We start from the raw sequence: 17,311 nt of genomic DNA, 5'->3' as shown, positions 1-17,311 counted from the left end.
GGCCCATAGCATACTTTTATTTAATAGATTGCCAAGCTTTTTGCTAGACTTACTAAATGAAAGCGAGCACTTGAACAAAGTTTAGACGACAACGCATCTAAAAGTTGTATAAAATCACCAAGGTACGCTAAGTTGTTACTGCTAAGTTCTATCTAAATATTTTGATTAGTACGAAGAGGAAGGAGTGTAAGGATGCAAATCAGTGTTGATGTACATAATTACATGGAAACACTTGTCGGACGCGTATTGGCTGAAGATAAGTATGTAAATCACTATGATAATGAGCAGCTTGCCGATCTCGCATGCTTATCCCTTGCTCAATTGAGACCGATCTATATTCGATACGACATAGATTTTCTCTCTGCGCTACCTGAAGAAAAATTGGTCATACTTAAAGAGAATGCACAAGTTGCCGTTGAATCGGCGGAAAGCATGATCGTTAATGATCGACGTAGACACAGAGAAGATGATATTCCTATCATTCTAGGCCAATTGCGCTTTGACGATAACTTAGAACTAGAGTGGTTCGAGAAGCCGATTATTGAAACAAACAAGTCTTAAAGGAGCTCTTGTGGGATTTTTTTCTCGTTTATTTAATCAAGGGGCAGGCAATGACTCAAAAATGAAGCTTTTAGATCCCATTGAATATAAAGGTTTTTTAATTTACCAAGATGCAATGTCTGAATCAGGGCAATATCGTGTCGCTGGTAAAATTAGTAAAGATGTTAATGGTGAAATATGTACTCACCGTTTTATCCGCTCCGATGTCGTAGCTAGTAAAAGCGACGCTGATGAGCTTATGCTTAAAAAAGCAAAAATGCTCATCGATCAGATGGGCGAGAAAATCTTTTCCTAACATCGTCCAACTTGATAAAAATCATAATGAATATCCTCATTAGTCGATACCCTTATTCATTGAGTAAAATACATGGCTAATATCCTGTTTTTATAGAGCTTTGTGATAAGTGGTTCGACCTCTGCTTTGTTTGGATGTCGTTGTGTTTTTGTCTTTCACCTATGACAATCACTCATTACTTAACCTTATATGTAATAGCATTTTGTATTTTTATTACAAACTGCTTGCAGTTATGCTGGTGGTTAGATAAAAACAGAATAATCATTGTGCCAATAGTCAAGGAATAACTATGCAAATTGGTGTACCAAAAGAGACCCTTACGGGTGAAACACGGGTTGCAGCTTCACCGAGTTCGGTAGCGCAATTAATCAAACTAGGCTTCGACGTCTCCATTGAAACTCAAGCTGGGGTTTTAGCCAGTTTTGATGATGCGGCTTTTGAGGCGGCTGGTGCCACGATTGTTTCGACACAAGATGTTTGGAATTCAGACATTATCTTGAAGGTCAATGCGCCGATTGTTGATGAAAAACAATCGATTGATGAGGTTGCTTTGATCAAAGAAGGGGCAAGCCTAATCAGTTTTATCTGGCCTGCACAAAACCCAGAATTGATGGAACAGTTATCAAGTAAAAAAATCAACGTGCTGGCGATGGACTCAGTGCCGAGAATATCCAGAGCACAAGCTTTAGACGCTTTGTCATCAATGGCTAACATTGCTGGCTACCGCGCTGTTGTTGAAGCTGCACATGAATTTGGCCGCTTCTTTACAGGGCAAATTACCGCAGCGGGCAAAGTCCCGCCGGCAAAAGTACTGGTTGCTGGAGCTGGCGTTGCTGGCCTCGCTGCTATCGGTGCCGCAGGAAGTTTGGGGGCAATTGTACGAGCTTTTGATGTTCGCCCAGAAGTAAAAGAACAAGTTCAATCAATGGGTGCAGAGTTTTTGGAAGTCGATTTCCAAGAAACGGCTGGTTCAGGCGATGGTTACGCCAAAGAGATGTCTGACGACTTTAATAAAAAGGCCGCTGAACTGTATGCAGCGCAAGCTAAAGATGTCGACATCATTATCACGACGGCTTTGATCCCTGGACGTCCAGCCCCTAAGCTGATCACCAAAGAGATGGTCGACAGTATGAGCGCTGGTAGCGTGATCGTCGATCTTGCAGCTGCAAACGGAGGGAACTGTGAATACACGGTTGCCGATCAGGTGATTACAACCGCCAATGGTGTGAAAGTGGTCGGTTATACTGATATGGTTGGCCGCTTACCAACACAATCCTCTCAATTATATTCAACAAACATCGTTAACTTGCTGAAATTGTTATGCAAGGAAAAAGATGGATCCATCAATATTGACTTTGAAGACGTTGTTTTACGTGGTGTGACGGTCGTGAAAGAAGGCGAAATAACGTGGCCAGCACCACCGATCCAAGTCTCTGCTCAACCGCAAGTCAAGACCGCACCAACTAGACCTGAACCCAAAAAACAAGAACCCGTTTCTGCGACGAAAAAAATTACTGGCTTAGTTGCTGCCGTTGGCGCTTTTGCTTGGATCGCATCGGTTGCACCTGCGGCTTTTTTAAGCCATTTCACCGTTTTTGTTTTAGCGTGTGTTGTGGGTTACTACGTCGTTTGGAATGTTACTCATGCTTTACATACTCCTTTGATGTCCGTTACCAATGCAATTTCCGGCATTATTGTGGTCGGAGCTTTATTGCAGATAGGTCAAGGGAGTGGTGTGGTCACTTTCCTCGCGTTTATCGCTGTTTTAATTGCAAGCATTAACATCTTTGGTGGTTTTACAGTCACCAAACGTATGCTTGAAATGTTCCGTAAAGACTAAGGGAGTAATATATGTCTGCAGGATTAGTACAAGCCGCATATATTATTGCTGCTATCTTCTTCATCATGAGCCTTGCTGGATTATCAAAGCAGGAATCAGCAAGAGCTGGTAACTACTATGGTATAGCGGGTATGGCTATCGCACTCATCGCCACTATTTTTCGTCCAGATGCGCAGGGCTTAGCTTGGGTATTGCTGGCGATGGTAATTGGGGGCGGTATCGGTATTCATTATGCTAAAAAAGTAGAAATGACCGAAATGCCCGAACTTGTGGCTATTCTCCACAGTTTTGTGGGCATGGCTGCGGTATTAGTGGGTTATAACAGCTATATCGATGCGCCAATTGTACTCGATCACGCTGAACACGTGATTCATTTGGTTGAAGTGTTCATTGGGGTATTTATTGGTGCCGTCACCTTTACAGGATCTATCGTCGCCTTTGGTAAACTGCGTGGAATCATTTCGTCGTCGTCGCTCAATCTCCCTCATAAGCATAAGCTCAACCTCGCGGCCATTGTTGTCTCCACATTATTAATGATTTACTTTGTTAATAATGGTGGCAGCATGTTTGCATTGATTATTATGACTCTGATAGCGTTCGCGTTTGGCTACCATTTGGTGGCTTCGATTGGTGGTGCAGACATGCCCGTTGTGGTATCGATGCTTAACTCCTATTCAGGTTGGGCAGCGGCAGCGGCTGGCTTTATGTTAGCGAATGATTTGCTGATCGTAACCGGAGCACTGGTTGGTTCTTCAGGTGCCATTCTTTCTTACATTATGTGTAAAGCGATGAACCGCTCTTTTGTTAGTGTGATTGCCGGGGGCTTTGGTCAAGATGTGGCTATCAGCGCAGACGTTGAATACGGTGAACACCGTGAAATAAACGCTGAAGAAGTAGCCGAAATGCTGAAAAACTCTAAGTCAGTGATCATCACTCCAGGGTATGGCATGGCAGTAGCTCAAGCACAGTATCCTGTTCACGAAATCACGGAGAAGTTACGTGCACAAGGCATTAAAGTTCGCTTTGGTATTCACCCAGTAGCGGGACGTTTGCCTGGCCATATGAACGTACTGCTTGCTGAAGCAAAAGTGCCTTATGACATTGTGTTAGAAATGGACGAAATAAACGATGATTTTACTGAAACGGATACGGTTTTGGTGATCGGTGCAAATGACACAGTAAACCCAGCAGCATTAGAAGATCCGAACAGTCCGATCGCCGGAATGCCAGTGTTGGAAGTATGGAAAGCGCAAAATGTCATTGTATTCAAGCGTTCAATGAATACTGGCTACGCAGGTGTACAAAACCCTCTTTTCTTTAAAGATAATACCTATATGCTTTTTGGTGATGCAAAAGAGAGTGTAGACGCCATCTCAAAAGCGTTATAGCATCTACGATTAGGATAATGAAGAAGCCAGCAAAATGCTGGCTTCTTCTGTTTTTGAGCAATCATTATTGACATGGATATAACACGTGCAATGTATTATTAGTTAATAATGTTATATAGTTTTTAATCTAAACCATTAATGAAAATAAAACTTGTTTAAAGCGATTAAGACCTACTTTTGGGCTATTTTAGTTCTAATACCTATTCAAACCTATGCCGATTCGTTGCCAGAACGCATCGACCTTTTTGCGTCGCTTTTTGATTATAGTACCGCTGATGTAAGTTATGATATCCGTACTTTGCAGGTTGATTATCCAACTCGCTTATTGACTCCCGAATCAATGTTACCGCAAACGGCTGAATACCCTTTAAAAGATCTACAGTTGTTATACAAATTATCTCAAAGCTGTACAGGTAAGTTGCCGCTGAGCCCACTCATAACAGAGCCATTAGTCTTCACGAGAGCTATCTGTAAAGGATCTCAATTACCGTCGAAATGGTTTGCGAGAAGCGCTTTGATTCACCCGGGAGGTGGAACATATGCGGCTCGTTATGTGAAAAAATACCCTGAGAAATTTGTAGAGTTGCAACAATATATGCACATACGAGAGCGCACCAAAGCAAGTGTGGATTCTTTGCTTGGCCGCATCCAAAACATGAATGAAGATACGATCTTAGCACTTATATCAGGTGCAACCATGTTTGTAGAGAACAGCGATCTTTGGCTGAGAAAAGGGGATATGTATTACGTTTTTAACGAAGACGTATGGTTAGACAACGCGAGTAAAGCAGGACTCAGCTATAGCATGGCCTCGGAAAATTCGACCTGTTTTATTCAAAGAGGCAACATTTGTTGGAATGTTGAAGATCATTCCAACGTGTTACGGATAAGTATGGTAATTCTTGTCCTAGCTAACATAATACTTGTATTAGGCTGGTCCCTTTATCGTTGGAATTCAAAACGACAGGAAATGAAAAGTCGTATGTTGGTGCTGCAGATTCTTACTCACGAGCTCAGAACACCCATTGCAAGTCTATCGCTAACCGTTGAAGGATTTAGGCGCGAATTTGAAAGGTTACCATCAACTGTTTACGATGAGTTTAGACGCCTATGCGAAGATTCCAGACGTTTACGGCAACTGGCCGAAGCCAGTAAGGATTATTTACAGTCAGAGAGCAGGCCGCTTGCAACAGACTGGGTACCTTCCGTTGAAGAATGGTTACAATACAAAGTGGAAGAAGAGTTTCGTGAAAGCATAGATCTTGTTATAAACAAAGATATTGCAGCTAAGCTGAATGTTTATTGGCTTGGGACATGCATCGATAACTTAATTAGAAACGCAGTAAAATACGGTGTTGCTCCAGTTACGTTAGAGGTAACAACTAAACAAAATTCAATCACGATCAAAGTTACAGATCAAGGTCTGTTAAATCATCGAGATTGGAGAAATTTACGTAAACCTTTTGTCAGCAAAAGTGGCTTAGGTTTAGGTTTGACTATTGTAGAATCAATGGTAGGTCGGATGGGTGGTAAGATGACACTCGCAGGACCGCCAACCACATTTATATTGGAGATCCCCTGTGAAACAGACATTGCTTCTCGTTGAAGATGATAAAAACCTTGCCGATGGCTTATTAGTAAGCCTTGAACAAGCAGGGTATGACTGTTTACATGCAGAAACTATTGCAGATGTTAAACAGCATTGGGACAGTGCAGACTTAGTCATCCTCGATCGCCAATTACCCGATGGCGATTCTGTTCAGCATTTGCCAGAATGGCGTAAAATAAAAGAGTTGCCAGTAATTCTTTTAACCGCACTTGTTACGGTCAAAGACAAAGTGGCCGGATTGGACGCGGGGGCAAATGATTACTTAACCAAGCCTTTTGCCGAGGCTGAATTATTTGCACGAATTCGAGCCCAGCTTCGTTCACCAGAATCAGAAGGGCAGGATGACACGAAAGTGGTTACACCCAATCTTGTTATTGATAAAGCCACAAGAGAAGTTTTTTTTAAAGAAGATTCAATTACCTTAACGCGTACTGAATTTGACTTACTCTTATTTTTAGCAAGCAATCTCGGGAGAGTGTTTACGCGTGACGAATTGCTTGATCATGTATGGGGTTATAACCACTTTCCAACGACAAGAACCGTAGATACCCACGTGTTGCAATTGCGCCAAAAACTTCCAGGCTTAGAGATTGAAACCTTGCGCGGTGTTGGATACAAGATGAAAGCGTGATGCAGAAATCTCGTTTACTATTGGTAGGCATAGCATTTGTGACTATTCCTACCAAAGCACAAAATGTTGAGTGGTTTGATCAAATCACACCGCTTACCCAAGCGCATCAGAATCTTTTAAATAATAATTTAGAAGCAATGTTTAACTCACTTGTCGAAGTGTGGCAGCTTGAACATAACAAAAACATTCAGAGCCATCTCAATGAATTATTATTACAATCATTAACCGTTGATTGCGGTAAAAGTTTAGACAAAAAACCACTCCCCGAATGGCTTAAATCAATCACCATTAATAGGCAAGAGATCCAGAGCCCAGGAAGAGATGCATTTCATGTTGATATAGAAGTGGACGCTGAAAAACCACTTGCTGATATTAGACTGGCGCAGTGGGTCGATAAAAGTTTATCAACCGATAGTGTATTAACGACCACTTCGAGTGACAGCGTCACTGGAACGGCACATTACTTAAAGCGTTATAATCTCAATAGTAAAATTACAATGGGTTTATACCGTCTTGATATAACAGCCAAAGATCAGCAATCTTGGAGCGCATGGATTGTGCTTGGTGAACCCAAAGCAAAGCAAATTGTACGTTGGGCTTCAAAAGATCAATGGCAAATTGAAAAAAAAGCGCTACTTAATCCATATTGTCCTTTACCTGAACTCAATGTATCGCTGTATGATTATATCGATGGAAAATACTCTGAAATATGGAGTCAACGCTACGAGTCTGAGTATCCTAATGAACTTGAAATCACTAATTTAGCTGCAGACCGTTATGTACTAGCGGTATCAATGACTCAACAACGTTGGCAAGGGCCGATTATCATTGAGCAATCTCAAGTAATCAGTAAAACCTACGATGTTTCAGTAGATGAATAATTAAAGATAATAGACAATGTGCCGTTATAGACACAAAGGAAACGACACGTTTATAACATTATGAAAAATTTCATTAAAATACTCCCACTTGCAGTCGTACTTACACCCTCTTTCAGCTTCGCAGCCAATTATGCAATAGAGGCGCGAGGGGATGCGATGGGTGGTGTAGGGGTTGTATCGGCGAACTTTCTCACTGCTCCATTTTATAACCCTGCACTTGTGGCTATTTATCGTCGTAACGATGACCTAGGTATGATCGTTCCCAGTTTCGGGATTTCTTATAATGATGAAGACCACATGGTCGATGATTTAGACAGCATTTCAAGCTTCATAGAAAAAAAAGATTACACAAATACTGAACAGCTGCAGAAAAGTTTAGATAATTTACAAAATGATAAACTAAAAGCCGAAATTGGCGGTGTTGTCGCCTTTGCCATTCCTAACCAATTTATAGCGGCTAATTTATTCGCCAAAGCCTATACCGAAACGTTTGTCACTCCTGATATTTACAGCGGCGAAAATACTGCGTCATTAACTCCTGAGCTACAAACTGTCGAAAACGCAGAGCTCAGCGCAGTGAACGCTGTTTCCGTTGGGGTAACAGAAGTGGGTTTCTCGCTAGCCAAGTACCAAACATTTTTAGGCCAACATATTGCCTTTGGTGTAACACCTAAACTTCAACGCATCTACACCTATGTATATTCAGCAAGCGTAACCGATTACGATATCAAAGATGCACGAGATAATGGCCAAGGTGAAACCATGTTCAACCTTGATGCCGGCGCATTGTGGTTTTATGGGCCTTTAAGAGTTGGATTTTCCGCAACCAATTTAGTCAAGAGAGACATTCAAACTCAATCTTACACTAAGAGTCTTAAGAGCCAATTCGGTAAAACACGAGACATCAATATTGGCTACGCATACCAAATGAGGCCACTTTATACAGTAGGCGTAGGCATTGTTGCAGACTATGCCACATTAAGCGTGGATTATGATCTTAATGAAGAAGAGCGCTACACGAATTTTAATGACAATACACAGATGATTCGAGTAGGTGGTGAAATCGATATCATGCGTCAGTTAAAATTAAGAGCAGGATATAAGAAGAACTTAGCATACGATAATGTTGATGGAACAATCACAGCAGGGGTAGGGATCTCACCTCTCAATCTCTTCCAACTGGACATTGGAGCTAGCTATACAAACGATAATGCGATGGGAGCTTACATAAATTTCCTTGCTAGTTATTAACTCGATCTCTATAGTCAGGCTCCTAATCAACCGGAGCCTTTTTAAATGTTTGATGATATTCCAACTTTATCTCACCAAGAACAGCAAGAAGCTGTTGAGAAAATTCAACAACTAATGGCTCAAGGTATCAGTACCGCAGAAGCCATAAAAATCGTTGCATCCCAAATTAGAGCAGAAAAATCTGCAGATAAAACGAATTAATTCTCAACCTAACTATTTCCATTGCATAAGAGCGTTCACTCATTAGTGGACGCTTTTTTGTATCGAGAAAACCCCCTGCTAGGCTGGGGGTTCCGTAAAGCTTACGGCTATAAGTCAGTTATAACCCCTTTCAATTTGATAAAAACGTCTTGTGGTCTGGCAACTGTAAGAGTTAATTAAGAATTGAAAGGGGGTCCCAATTGGGACGAAGAAAGCTTAGCGCACACGCGATGGAATTGTAAATATCATGTGGTTTTTGCACCTAAGTACCGAAGGCCGGTGTTCTACCAGACTTCGCCGGGATATCATCCAAATGCTCACCAACGAGCAAGTGGGTAGCGTATATTCTCGATTTTAGGTGCTTTCAGCGATGTTCTGTTTAACAGGTTTTGTAGCGAAACTTGGCCATTGGTCTAAAGTATTTAAGTGAACTTAGCTGATCAGATCGTAGGTTGATAATTTAGTTCCATGATTTAGGAAACAAAGCCATTTTATGTAGGATTTTTCTGGGATTATGAGTCGTCTATTGTCTGCTTTTACTGATGATTATATTGTTAAGTGAATGAAATCTAGTCTAGGAATCTCGGAATGATAACCAATAACATAAGTAATGCTCAACTCAGCGGCATTGAGCAAAACGCTCCTCAAGTGGGTCCCCAAAACGTCGAGGCTTACCTTGCAACGATTAAGAAAGCCCAAAAAGACCTTGAAAAAATCGATCCTGCCATTGCATCAGTCGATGAGCAATCAGCAGATTCTGAAGTACTGGCTATGGTAGCGGCTCATCAAAAACAAGTTGTCCAGTCTATGGTGGGTAGTAATCCTGAGGATGCTATTGCATTGACACTAGCGGCTGGTATCGAAGCATGCAGTGCTCGACTTGAAGCGATACAGCAGCAAGCTATGGGCTTAGGTGTATTTGTAGATTCCATGGAAGCGATGTGGGAAGACATATCAAAAACATCACCATTAACAGGGTATGCGTTAGAAGACGCTTTTCAACTAGTGCTTATGGATGTATTGATCCACATTGACGATTACAATTTAACAGCGGATGAAAAAGATGCCCTTCAACGTTTTATGGAGTGTGGTGGTTCAGGGATGCATGGTTCTCATGAAAACTATGATCAAAATGAATTTGTTGCTGACCTTCCTGGACTTTTTAACAAAATTCATGCCCAGGCACCCAAGGACAGTTTTGCTTATACAATTACTGATTCTATGAAAAATAATTCTGGTTGCCCCGGGGCTTTAGTAACGCAATTTCAGAATAATTGGGGTACTGCTAGTGAATGGTATTCTAACTGGACTAATGGCATAGGCGATGTCTCTCCAATTATGCGTATGGCATTACTCTCTAGTGTGCTGACTGATTCATCTGTGGAAATCTCCAGCGACGAATATAATATGTTTCTTACTGGTAGCCTGTCTGATATTGATACCTTTATGAACGAAAAGTACGGTAAAAATACCATTGAATACATTAACGAGGATCTTGCTATGTGGAACTATTACTTCGATCCTAGTGAGAATCCAGTTATCGGTTTTGGTATGAATTTCCATTCTTCTAGTGGAATGCAGGTAGACTACTTCACTGCATTATCAGAGAATTTACCTTCTCGACCTCTCACCGACGAGGAGCTGAAAGAAGTCAACCGCATCGGTGATCAGGTAAGAATGCTGCAAGAGACTCTCAAATATTGGTTGCAAATTTGCCGAGACGAGCTAGTGGCCATTGCACGTAACATCTAGTTCAGAACGGTCAATTAGGTCGGTCGAAATAAAAATGGGTTGTGGCATCTGAAACACATATACACATTCATGCATTCAAGAGGGACTGCCAACGCGTGGCGGCTTTAGCGCAAGTGTTTACAGTGGGTTTTTGAGTTCGGCGGTGCGTTGTTAAACACCGCTGTAGCTTCAAGTAGGAAGAGAATATAACAATCTAGAGTTACGGATGTGATGAAAATTACCATTTTTCTGTATTCACGCTCTTTTTGAACTGAGTCGCTAAAAACGTTAGCAATACGTTAAAAGCTGTCTATATTTTTCCAGTCTGCTAGAATCGCGTTGTTTATATTTTAGCCTTTAATTTTACACACTTATCGAGGTTTTACATGGAGCTTGGATTAATCATCGTTTTTATCGTGGCTGCAGCGGTCATGGTTAAGAAAGAGATGTCAGAAAATAAGAAATAGACTCACTCATTGATAACTTTTCTACCCCTTTTTAAATGAATGTGTCTCAAAGCCAGTATTAAACTGGCTTTGTTATTTCTACGATTTTTGGTTCCAAACCAGTTCCCCTCGTCTATTTTCCATCCCGTCAGAGATACCACAACGATGATAAATAAGGCATACTCGTTATTGCATACTCACTGCAATTTCACCAAAGGATGTCTATTTTGCAAAGTCCAATTACCTTAGAAGCGCTTCATATTTTAGATGCGATTGATAGACGAGGCAGCTTTGCTGCGGCGGCAAATGAGCTAAGCCGTGCACCATCATCGCTGAGTTATCAGATCCAAAAATTGGAACAAGATTTAGATATCACTATTTTTGACCGTTCAGGGCATAAAGCGACGTTTACTGAAGCCGGCTTGCTCATTCTTGAGCGGGGTAGAGCCATTTTATCGGCGACAGAAAAATTGGTGAATGACGCAACCTTGTTAGCGAATGGTTGGGAACTGGATTTGACGGTCGCATTTGACGGTATTATCCCTATTCATAATTTTTTCCCAATGGTTGAAGCGTTAGGTAATGTCAGTAAAACACGAATCCGTCTTCAAGAAGAAATTTTAGCGGGGTGTTGGGAGTCGCTTTCAACCGATCGAGCCGATTTGCTGATTTGCCCACGTATCGATACGTTACCACAAGATGTAAAAGCAGAAACCATAGGAACTATGTCAATGGTTTGGGTAGCGGCCAGCTCGCATTACGTGCACAAACGAAGCGGTGCATTTGATGAAGAAGCAAGGCAAAAGTATCGAGTGATTGCGATTGCCGATACCGCGCGTGACCAGCCTGCAATGAGCGTGAATATTTTGCAAAAACAACCGCGTCTGACGGTAACTAATTTCAGTGCAAAATGTGCCGCGTTAGTGGAAGGGTTAGGTATTGGCACATTACCAAAACAGATAGCAGAACCATTGATCGCCGCAGGTAAACTGAAAGCAATCAGCGGATCTGAAGAAAAATCGATGCAGATCATTATGGCATGGCGGCGTAATAAAATGGGCGAAGCAAAGTCGTGGTGTGTGCAATACCTCAAGAAAAACTGGACGCTAAGTTAAAATTTTGGGCGGATCGCAGTGATCAAACCTGATCGCTACGGCTTTATTCTGGTTTATTTAAGATCAAAACCATATCTGCCGTCCCATCTTCGAAATGCACTTCAATCTCAAAACCTAATTTTTGCGCTAGCGTCAACATGCCTCGGTTGGTTGGCATGGTCATGCCGGAAATTTGTAAGGTTCCTTTCAAGCGACAATAGTCGATGATTTTTTGCAGCAAGATTTTACCTAAACCTTTTCCTTTTAAATCCGAACGGATCAAGATGGCGAACTCAGCATCGCTATTCTCAGGGTTAATGAGTGCTCGTGAAACGCCAATAATACTCTCTTGATCATTGGTATGATCCACTGCGACAAAAGCCATTTCTCGGTCATAGTCAATTTGAGTGAAATTGGCTAAGGCTTCATGGTTAAACTCACCGACATCCGAAAAAAAGCGTTTGTATAAATCTTCCTTTGATACGTTACGGATAAACTCTGCATGTTGCGGCTCATCCTCTGGCAAGATTGGGCGTAAGGTAATGGCCGAGTTGTCCTTCAGGATCACACTTTCTTCAAACTCACTTGGATAGGGGCGGATAGCTAATCTACTTTGTCCGTCGCCTTGGTAATCTTTTAGGACTAAGTTGGCATCCAATATGGTGAATTGATTGCCATTGGCTAAAACCGGGTGAATATCTAATTCATCTATTTGTGGACATTCAATAATCATCTGCGAGATACGAACTAAAAACTCAGATAACCCATCAATATTCATTGGCTCTGGTAGTTTTTGCAGCCGAATTTTCCCGCTGCGTATTGCTCTGACAATCAGATAACGAGCGAGCGTCATATTCAGTGGGGGGAGTGCGGCGGCGGCATCGATTGATTCATCCCATTCTGAACCACCTTGTCCCAGTAAAATGACCGGGCCAAAGGTTGTATCAGTGATCACTTTGATCCTGAGCTCTTCACCGCCAGCGAGCTTTGCCATTGCCTGAACCAATAACCCATGAACATTAGCGGAAGGATACGAGATCTGCGTGCGATCCAATATCGCTTGTGCTGCGCTTGCCACTTCGTGGCGGTTGCGTAGATTGAGCATCACGCCTTGCACATCTGATTTATGCGTAATATCGGGCGAACGCAATTTCACCACGACTGGGTAACCAATTTGCTCGGCAATATGTACCGCTTCACTGGCATCAGAAGCTATCCAAGTTGGTAATACGTTAAAATTAAAACATTTAAATAGCTTGCCTATTTGGTGTGTATCAAGGTGGCGGGTAGGGTGTATATCCAGTTGCTCCGCTATCCATTGCTGCGCGCTGTGTATTTCTGACACGTGAACGGGTTCTGCGGTCGTCGGCGTTTCCATTAGTTGCTTTTGATTTCGACGGTACTCGACTAAGTGCATGAATGCCACTACTGCACTTTCTGGCGTTCGATAGGTTGGAATGCCCGCTTGGGTAAATATTTGTCTAGCCGGGCGCGCGGTAAGTTCACCTGACCAATTGGTTAGGATGTTAAAACGTTTATGGCGAGGGTGCGCTTTAATCGCGTCGACCACCGCTTGAGCGGTTTGCTCAGACTGCGCAATCGCAGATGGGCTGTGCATAATGAGAATGGCATCGGTTTTATCACTATCTAGCAGCACATTTAGTGTATTAACGTAGCGAGTATGATCCGCATCACCCACCATATCGACCGGATTACTGTGAGACCAACTTTTAGGCAGGCACTGATTTAGTTTTTGATAAGTAGACTCTTCAAGATCGGCAAGTTTTCCGCCTCGATCTAACAAGGTATCGACGGCCATAATAGCTGGCCCGCCACCATTGGTAATAATAGCAAGACGTTCACCTCGTAATGGAACGGAGTGAGTGAGTGTCTCAACAGCGGCAAAGAGTTCATGGGTATTATTCACCCGTAACATACCCGTGCGTTGAATTGCGGAGTCATAAATAATGTCGAGTGTATTGTCTCCACCAGTATGTGCTTGCGCCGCTTTACGTCCAGCAAGCGTTCTTCCTCCTTTTAATACTAAGATTCGCCGGTTACGTGACGCGGCACGCGCTGCCGACATAAAACGGCGAGCATCCTTAATCGTATCAACATAAAGCAAAATGGCTTGGGTGTGTCTATCCGTGCTCAGGCAATCAAGCAAGTCAGAGAAATCGATGTCGCTGGCATTACCAAGAGAAATAAATGCTGAAAATCCGATCTCTTTGTCATTTGCCCAATCTAAAATCGTGGTACAAACCGCTGCAGATTGTGAAATAAAGGCAATGTTACCTTTTAAGGCTGTGACAGGAGAAAACGAAGCGTTGAAATTTAACCAAGGTAGGATCAGCCCTAAGCTATTGGGGCCCAAAATGCGCATTCCTGCCGATTTTGCAATGCTAGAACATTGGGCTTGGATTTCGACTCCTTGAGCATCTTCAGTATACATATCAGATGAAAGTACGATGACGGAGCTGATGCCTTTATCTGCCAATTGCTTAAATAAGGTGACGTTGCGTGTTGCGTGCGTGCATAAAATCGCAATATCAGGGACGATAGGCAGAGATGCGATACTTTTGTAGGCTAATACGCCACAGACGGATGGATAATAAGGCGTGACAGGCATAATCGCACCATCGAAGCCTCCTTGAAGTAGGTTCTTCATCACGATATTGCCAGCACGAAGCGAGCGTACTGATGCACCAACAACCGCGATCGATTTTGGTTTCAGGAATGGATTTAAATTGTTCATGTTGATGAACCTTTCACTCACGAATTACCGTTAGCTTAGCGAACAAATGCTATCCTTGTTCACTATATTGGTTTGATTGTGATCATTACGTCGTGAGACAACTGCGACTTTGTGCCATAAATCACAGTACAAGGGTATATAATCACAAAGCGAGCTTGATTCTGAGCGTCGCTATCGGCATGATTTATAGTAATTTCTACTTAAGGCGTTGAACAATTCATGAAAAAAATCACAATTGTCGGTTTATCAGTGCTTCTGGCTGCCTGTGCATCTGATACATACATTACCGATGTCACCTCTGAAAGCCATCGTGAAGAGTACAAAGTTGCTCCGGTTCAGCAACCAGTAGTCGCTCAAGAAGGCATGGCTACTGGAATTTCTGAGAGCAATGTCGAAACGAATGTGGTGAAGATGTCTCCTAACGATACAGAGAAAAAAGTCGTTAAGATGAGCCCTCAAAGCAAAGCCGCAGTAGCGCTCATTCCACCGACAGCTAAACAGACGGCAATGAATCCGCGTTTTGGCTACACCATTCAGGTCGTTGCTGTTGGATCACAGAATAAAGTTGATCAGTTTGCCAGTAAACTGCCCAATTCTGACGGCCAACCTATTTGGGAAAATTATAAAGTAGTGAATGGAACCAAGTGGTACACCGTACTTTATGGTGACTACGCAACTCGTGCCGATGCTGTTGAAGCAATCAAAACACTGCCAACCGAGTTTCAAGCCATGAAACCTTTTGCCAAAAGTATTGATACCATCAAAAATTCGGAATTTCCGACACTCAATAAGTTGAACTGATTCTGGATTTTATCGCGAATAAATGATCAAAGGGGCTTATGCCCCTTTATTGCTTATAACTTAGCCTGTTACAACAGTAAAAAGGTTTTCCTTGGCTAAAACCGTGTAACTTCACACTGAATTGATTATCATGATTTATAGTTTATTCGTCAGCAGCATGGACAGATTTTAATGACTCAAACAACAATCCTATTATTATGTGGTGGCGGTTCGTCAGAACATGAAGTTTCACTTGTGTCAGCCAACTATTTACAAGCACAACTTGAAAAAACAGAAGGTTTTCAAGTTATTCGCGTCGAAATGCGACCCGATGGTTGGTACAGTGAAAAGGGCGATCTGAGTTTCTTAGACACGAATGCTGCAACGTTGAATACCAATGGTGTTGCCGTCAATATCGATTTTGTGGTTCCTTGCATTCATGGTTATCCAGGGGAAACGGGCGACATTCAATCGATGCTCGAGCTGGCTGGCATCCCATATTTAGGTTGTGGTCCAGAAGCCAGTGCTAACAGTTTTAATAAAATTACATCTAAGCTTTGGTACGATGCGCTGGGTATTCCTAATACACCTTATCTTTTTCTTTCAGAAAATAATGCACAAGCGCATCAGCAGTGTAAGCAGGCTCTGGAAAAATGGGGAAGTGTGTTTATTAAAGCGGCGAGACAAGGCTCATCTGTTGGTTGTTACAAAGTCACCGAGGTTTCCCAGCTCAACAGCGCAATCGATGCTGCTTTTAGCTACTCGGAACAAGTTCTGGTTGAAAAAGCAGTGAAACCTAGGGAATTAGAAGTTGCCGCTTATCAGCTTGATGGTGTTTTATATCTTTCTAAGCCGGGTGAGATCATCGCACCAGAAGACGCATTTTATACTTATGAAGAAAAATACAGTGCGACTAGCCATTCGATGACTGAAGTACAAGCTCAGAATTTAACCAGAGATCAATTAGAAATGATAAGTGATTGTGCTGCTAGGGTTTTTACCCACATGAAGCTTAGGCACCTTGCACGTATTGATTTCTTTTTAACCCCAGAGGGAAACATTTATCTTAATGAAGTTAACACCTTCCCAGGCATGACTCCCATTTCAATGTTTCCTAAAATGTTAGAGCATAATGGGCATAGGTTTCATGAATTTCTAGCCAATTGCGTGACAACGTCACTCAACCAAAAGGTTTAATGACCTTAAATTTCATCTGTTCACTTTCTGCAATGTCGAGCTTACCAATGTATTGAGCTGGCATTGCAGGGCTTAACCATCGTCCAAATTGCTGAATATCTTGAGTTTTATAACCTTGTTTAGCCAGTTCTTGGGCCGCACCAACACGGGTTGATTGGCCTGAAAACCTCAATTCAAATATGCCTAAACGTTGCCCTGCATGACGTAAGATACGGAAAATAGATGCATCATTTAAAGATCTATTTGAAATATTGCCATGGCGATCGATTGAACAAAACACAATGTTCGACTCTTTATTGAGTAATTGTAGCCACTTTTTAAGTGCAAGAGAGGCCGATTCAGAAAGATAATAATCGACATTTCCCACGATGATCTTCATTTGCCCATCCACAGTTAAGACTTGTCCTGTACTTAGTTTTTTAAGCTCACTTCGTTTCAAAGCACACTCAAACATCACATAATAGATTGCAAGATCGCGGATATCCTTTTTGTTAGGTGAATGAATAAGTTGTATATCTAGTGCTAATAAATGTTTTTTCGTTAACGGTGTCGCTTGCTTAGCATCATCACCTTTCTCTCCTTTAAGACGAAACAAAGAAAGTTGAGTGAGTCGGTTTTGCGTGGGGTCTTTCATCGAAAGTAGGTGATGGA

The 17,311-nt window shown here is 42.2% G+C and carries 15 protein-coding genes and 1 pseudogene; 14 read left to right on the top strand and 2 right to left on the bottom strand.

Features of this window, described 5'->3' with window-relative positions; translation table 11 throughout:
* The first annotated feature begins 192 nt into the window (after positions 1–192).
* The 12 genes and pseudogenes from AACT21_RS13625 (at position 193) to AACT21_RS13570 (ending at position 11,949) form a co-directional block, all read left to right on the top strand.
* Positions 193–561 (top strand): late competence development ComFB family protein, encoded by a 369-nt coding sequence (locus AACT21_RS13625; RefSeq protein ID WP_013867802.1) that lies wholly within the window; start codon positions 193–195, stop codon positions 559–561.
* A 10-nt stretch (positions 562–571) separates the two neighbouring features.
* Entirely contained in the window at positions 572–856 is a 285-nt protein-coding gene (locus AACT21_RS13620; protein WP_176430160.1) for an HlyU family transcriptional regulator, read from the top strand.
* Positions 857–1,145: 289 nt separating this feature from the next.
* Positions 1,146–2,696, top strand: a complete 1,551-nt coding sequence (locus AACT21_RS13615; RefSeq protein WP_013867800.1) for a Re/Si-specific NAD(P)(+) transhydrogenase subunit alpha — start codon at positions 1,146–1,148, stop codon at positions 2,694–2,696.
* Between the two features lie 11 nt (positions 2,697–2,707).
* Complete coding sequence (pntB, locus tag AACT21_RS13610; RefSeq protein WP_017046914.1) at positions 2,708–4,084, top strand: Re/Si-specific NAD(P)(+) transhydrogenase subunit beta; 1,377 nt, start codon at positions 2,708–2,710, stop codon at positions 4,082–4,084.
* A 151-nt stretch (positions 4,085–4,235) separates the two neighbouring features.
* Positions 4,236–5,690: a sensor histidine kinase VxrA gene (gene vxrA, locus AACT21_RS13605; protein WP_013867798.1), complete on the top strand. Its 1,455-nt coding sequence runs from the start codon at positions 4,236–4,238 to the stop codon at positions 5,688–5,690.
* Complete coding sequence (gene vxrB, locus AACT21_RS13600; protein WP_013867797.1) at positions 5,665–6,324, top strand: response regulator transcription factor VxrB; 660 nt, start codon at positions 5,665–5,667, stop codon at positions 6,322–6,324. The genes vxrA and vxrB overlap by 26 nt, the downstream gene beginning before the upstream one ends.
* Positions 6,321–7,205 (top strand): DUF2861 family protein, encoded by an 885-nt coding sequence (locus tag AACT21_RS13595; protein ID WP_094163307.1) that lies wholly within the window; start codon positions 6,321–6,323, stop codon positions 7,203–7,205. Before vxrB ends, AACT21_RS13595 begins: the two co-directional genes overlap by 4 nt.
* A gap of 60 nt (positions 7,206–7,265) precedes the next feature.
* A complete protein-coding gene (locus AACT21_RS13590) occupies positions 7,266–8,456 on the top strand; it encodes a conjugal transfer protein TraF (protein ID WP_094163305.1) in 1,191 nt (396 codons plus the stop codon).
* Positions 8,457–8,501: 45 nt separating this feature from the next.
* Entirely contained in the window at positions 8,502–8,657 is a 156-nt protein-coding gene (locus AACT21_RS13585; protein ID WP_013867794.1) for a YoaH family protein, read from the top strand.
* Positions 8,658–8,840: 183 nt separating this feature from the next.
* Positions 8,841–8,945: pseudogene (locus tag AACT21_RS13580) on the top strand (hypothetical protein); the annotation flags it as partial.
* A 300-nt stretch (positions 8,946–9,245) separates the two neighbouring features.
* Positions 9,246–10,409: a hypothetical protein gene (locus tag AACT21_RS13575; RefSeq protein WP_094163303.1), complete on the top strand. Its 1,164-nt coding sequence runs from the start codon at positions 9,246–9,248 to the stop codon at positions 10,407–10,409.
* Between the two features lie 643 nt (positions 10,410–11,052).
* Positions 11,053–11,949, top strand: coding sequence for a LysR family transcriptional regulator (locus AACT21_RS13570; protein ID WP_017047920.1), 897 nt, complete (start codon positions 11,053–11,055; stop codon positions 11,947–11,949).
* Between the two features lie 43 nt (positions 11,950–11,992).
* Here the strand turns inward: AACT21_RS13570 and AACT21_RS13565 are convergent, their stop codons facing one another.
* Entirely contained in the window at positions 11,993–14,683 is a 2,691-nt protein-coding gene (locus tag AACT21_RS13565; protein ID WP_094163301.1) for a bifunctional acetate--CoA ligase family protein/GNAT family N-acetyltransferase, read from the bottom strand.
* Positions 14,684–14,902: 219 nt separating this feature from the next.
* Here AACT21_RS13565 and AACT21_RS13560 point away from each other — a divergent pair, with 219 nt between their 5' ends.
* Together AACT21_RS13560 and AACT21_RS13555 are read left to right on the top strand one after the other, a co-directional pair.
* Entirely contained in the window at positions 14,903–15,484 is a 582-nt protein-coding gene (locus tag AACT21_RS13560; protein WP_013867790.1) for an SPOR domain-containing protein, read from the top strand.
* Between the two features lie 171 nt (positions 15,485–15,655).
* The gene (locus tag AACT21_RS13555; RefSeq protein ID WP_017045559.1) at positions 15,656–16,660 is read left to right on the top strand and encodes a D-alanine--D-alanine ligase; all 1,005 of its coding nucleotides are present in this window, start codon (positions 15,656–15,658) and stop codon (positions 16,658–16,660) included.
* On the opposite strand, the gene AACT21_RS13550 is transcribed toward AACT21_RS13555, so the two are convergent.
* A partial coding sequence (locus AACT21_RS13550; RefSeq protein WP_094163299.1) for a tyrosine-type recombinase/integrase occupies positions 16,644–17,311 on the bottom strand: 668 nt, incomplete at its 5' end. The two genes, AACT21_RS13555 and AACT21_RS13550, sit on opposite strands and share 17 nt — an antisense overlap.

Source organism: Vibrio sp. V08_P9A1T1, from assembly GCF_963874405.1.
Lineage (GTDB): Bacteria > Pseudomonadota > Gammaproteobacteria > Enterobacterales > Vibrionaceae > Vibrio > Vibrio anguillarum.
The sequence above is the reverse complement of the archived record's forward strand: the minus strand, read 5'-3'. Positions and strand labels throughout refer to the sequence as shown.

What these genes read in the sequence shown, in the direction of transcription:
- AACT21_RS13585 (WP_013867794.1), top strand. Translation starts at nt 8,502, where the DNA reads ATGTTTGATGATATTCCAACTTTATCTCACCAAGAACAGCAAGAAGCT.
- AACT21_RS13625 (WP_013867802.1), top strand. Translation starts at nt 193, where the DNA reads ATGCAAATCAGTGTTGATGTACATAATTACATGGAAACACTTGTCGGA.
- AACT21_RS13565 (WP_094163301.1), bottom strand. Translation starts at nt 14,683, where the DNA reads ATGAACAATTTAAATCCATTCCTGAAACCAAAATCGATCGCGGTTGTT.
- AACT21_RS13555 (WP_017045559.1), top strand. Translation starts at nt 15,656, where the DNA reads ATGACTCAAACAACAATCCTATTATTATGTGGTGGCGGTTCGTCAGAA.
- AACT21_RS13570 (WP_017047920.1), top strand. Translation starts at nt 11,053, where the DNA reads ATGTCTATTTTGCAAAGTCCAATTACCTTAGAAGCGCTTCATATTTTA.
- AACT21_RS13615 (WP_013867800.1), top strand. Translation starts at nt 1,146, where the DNA reads ATGCAAATTGGTGTACCAAAAGAGACCCTTACGGGTGAAACACGGGTT.
- AACT21_RS13575 (WP_094163303.1), top strand. Translation starts at nt 9,246, where the DNA reads ATGATAACCAATAACATAAGTAATGCTCAACTCAGCGGCATTGAGCAA.
- pntB (WP_017046914.1), top strand. Translation starts at nt 2,708, where the DNA reads ATGTCTGCAGGATTAGTACAAGCCGCATATATTATTGCTGCTATCTTC.
- AACT21_RS13590 (WP_094163305.1), top strand. Translation starts at nt 7,266, where the DNA reads ATGAAAAATTTCATTAAAATACTCCCACTTGCAGTCGTACTTACACCC.
- AACT21_RS13560 (WP_013867790.1), top strand. Translation starts at nt 14,903, where the DNA reads ATGAAAAAAATCACAATTGTCGGTTTATCAGTGCTTCTGGCTGCCTGT.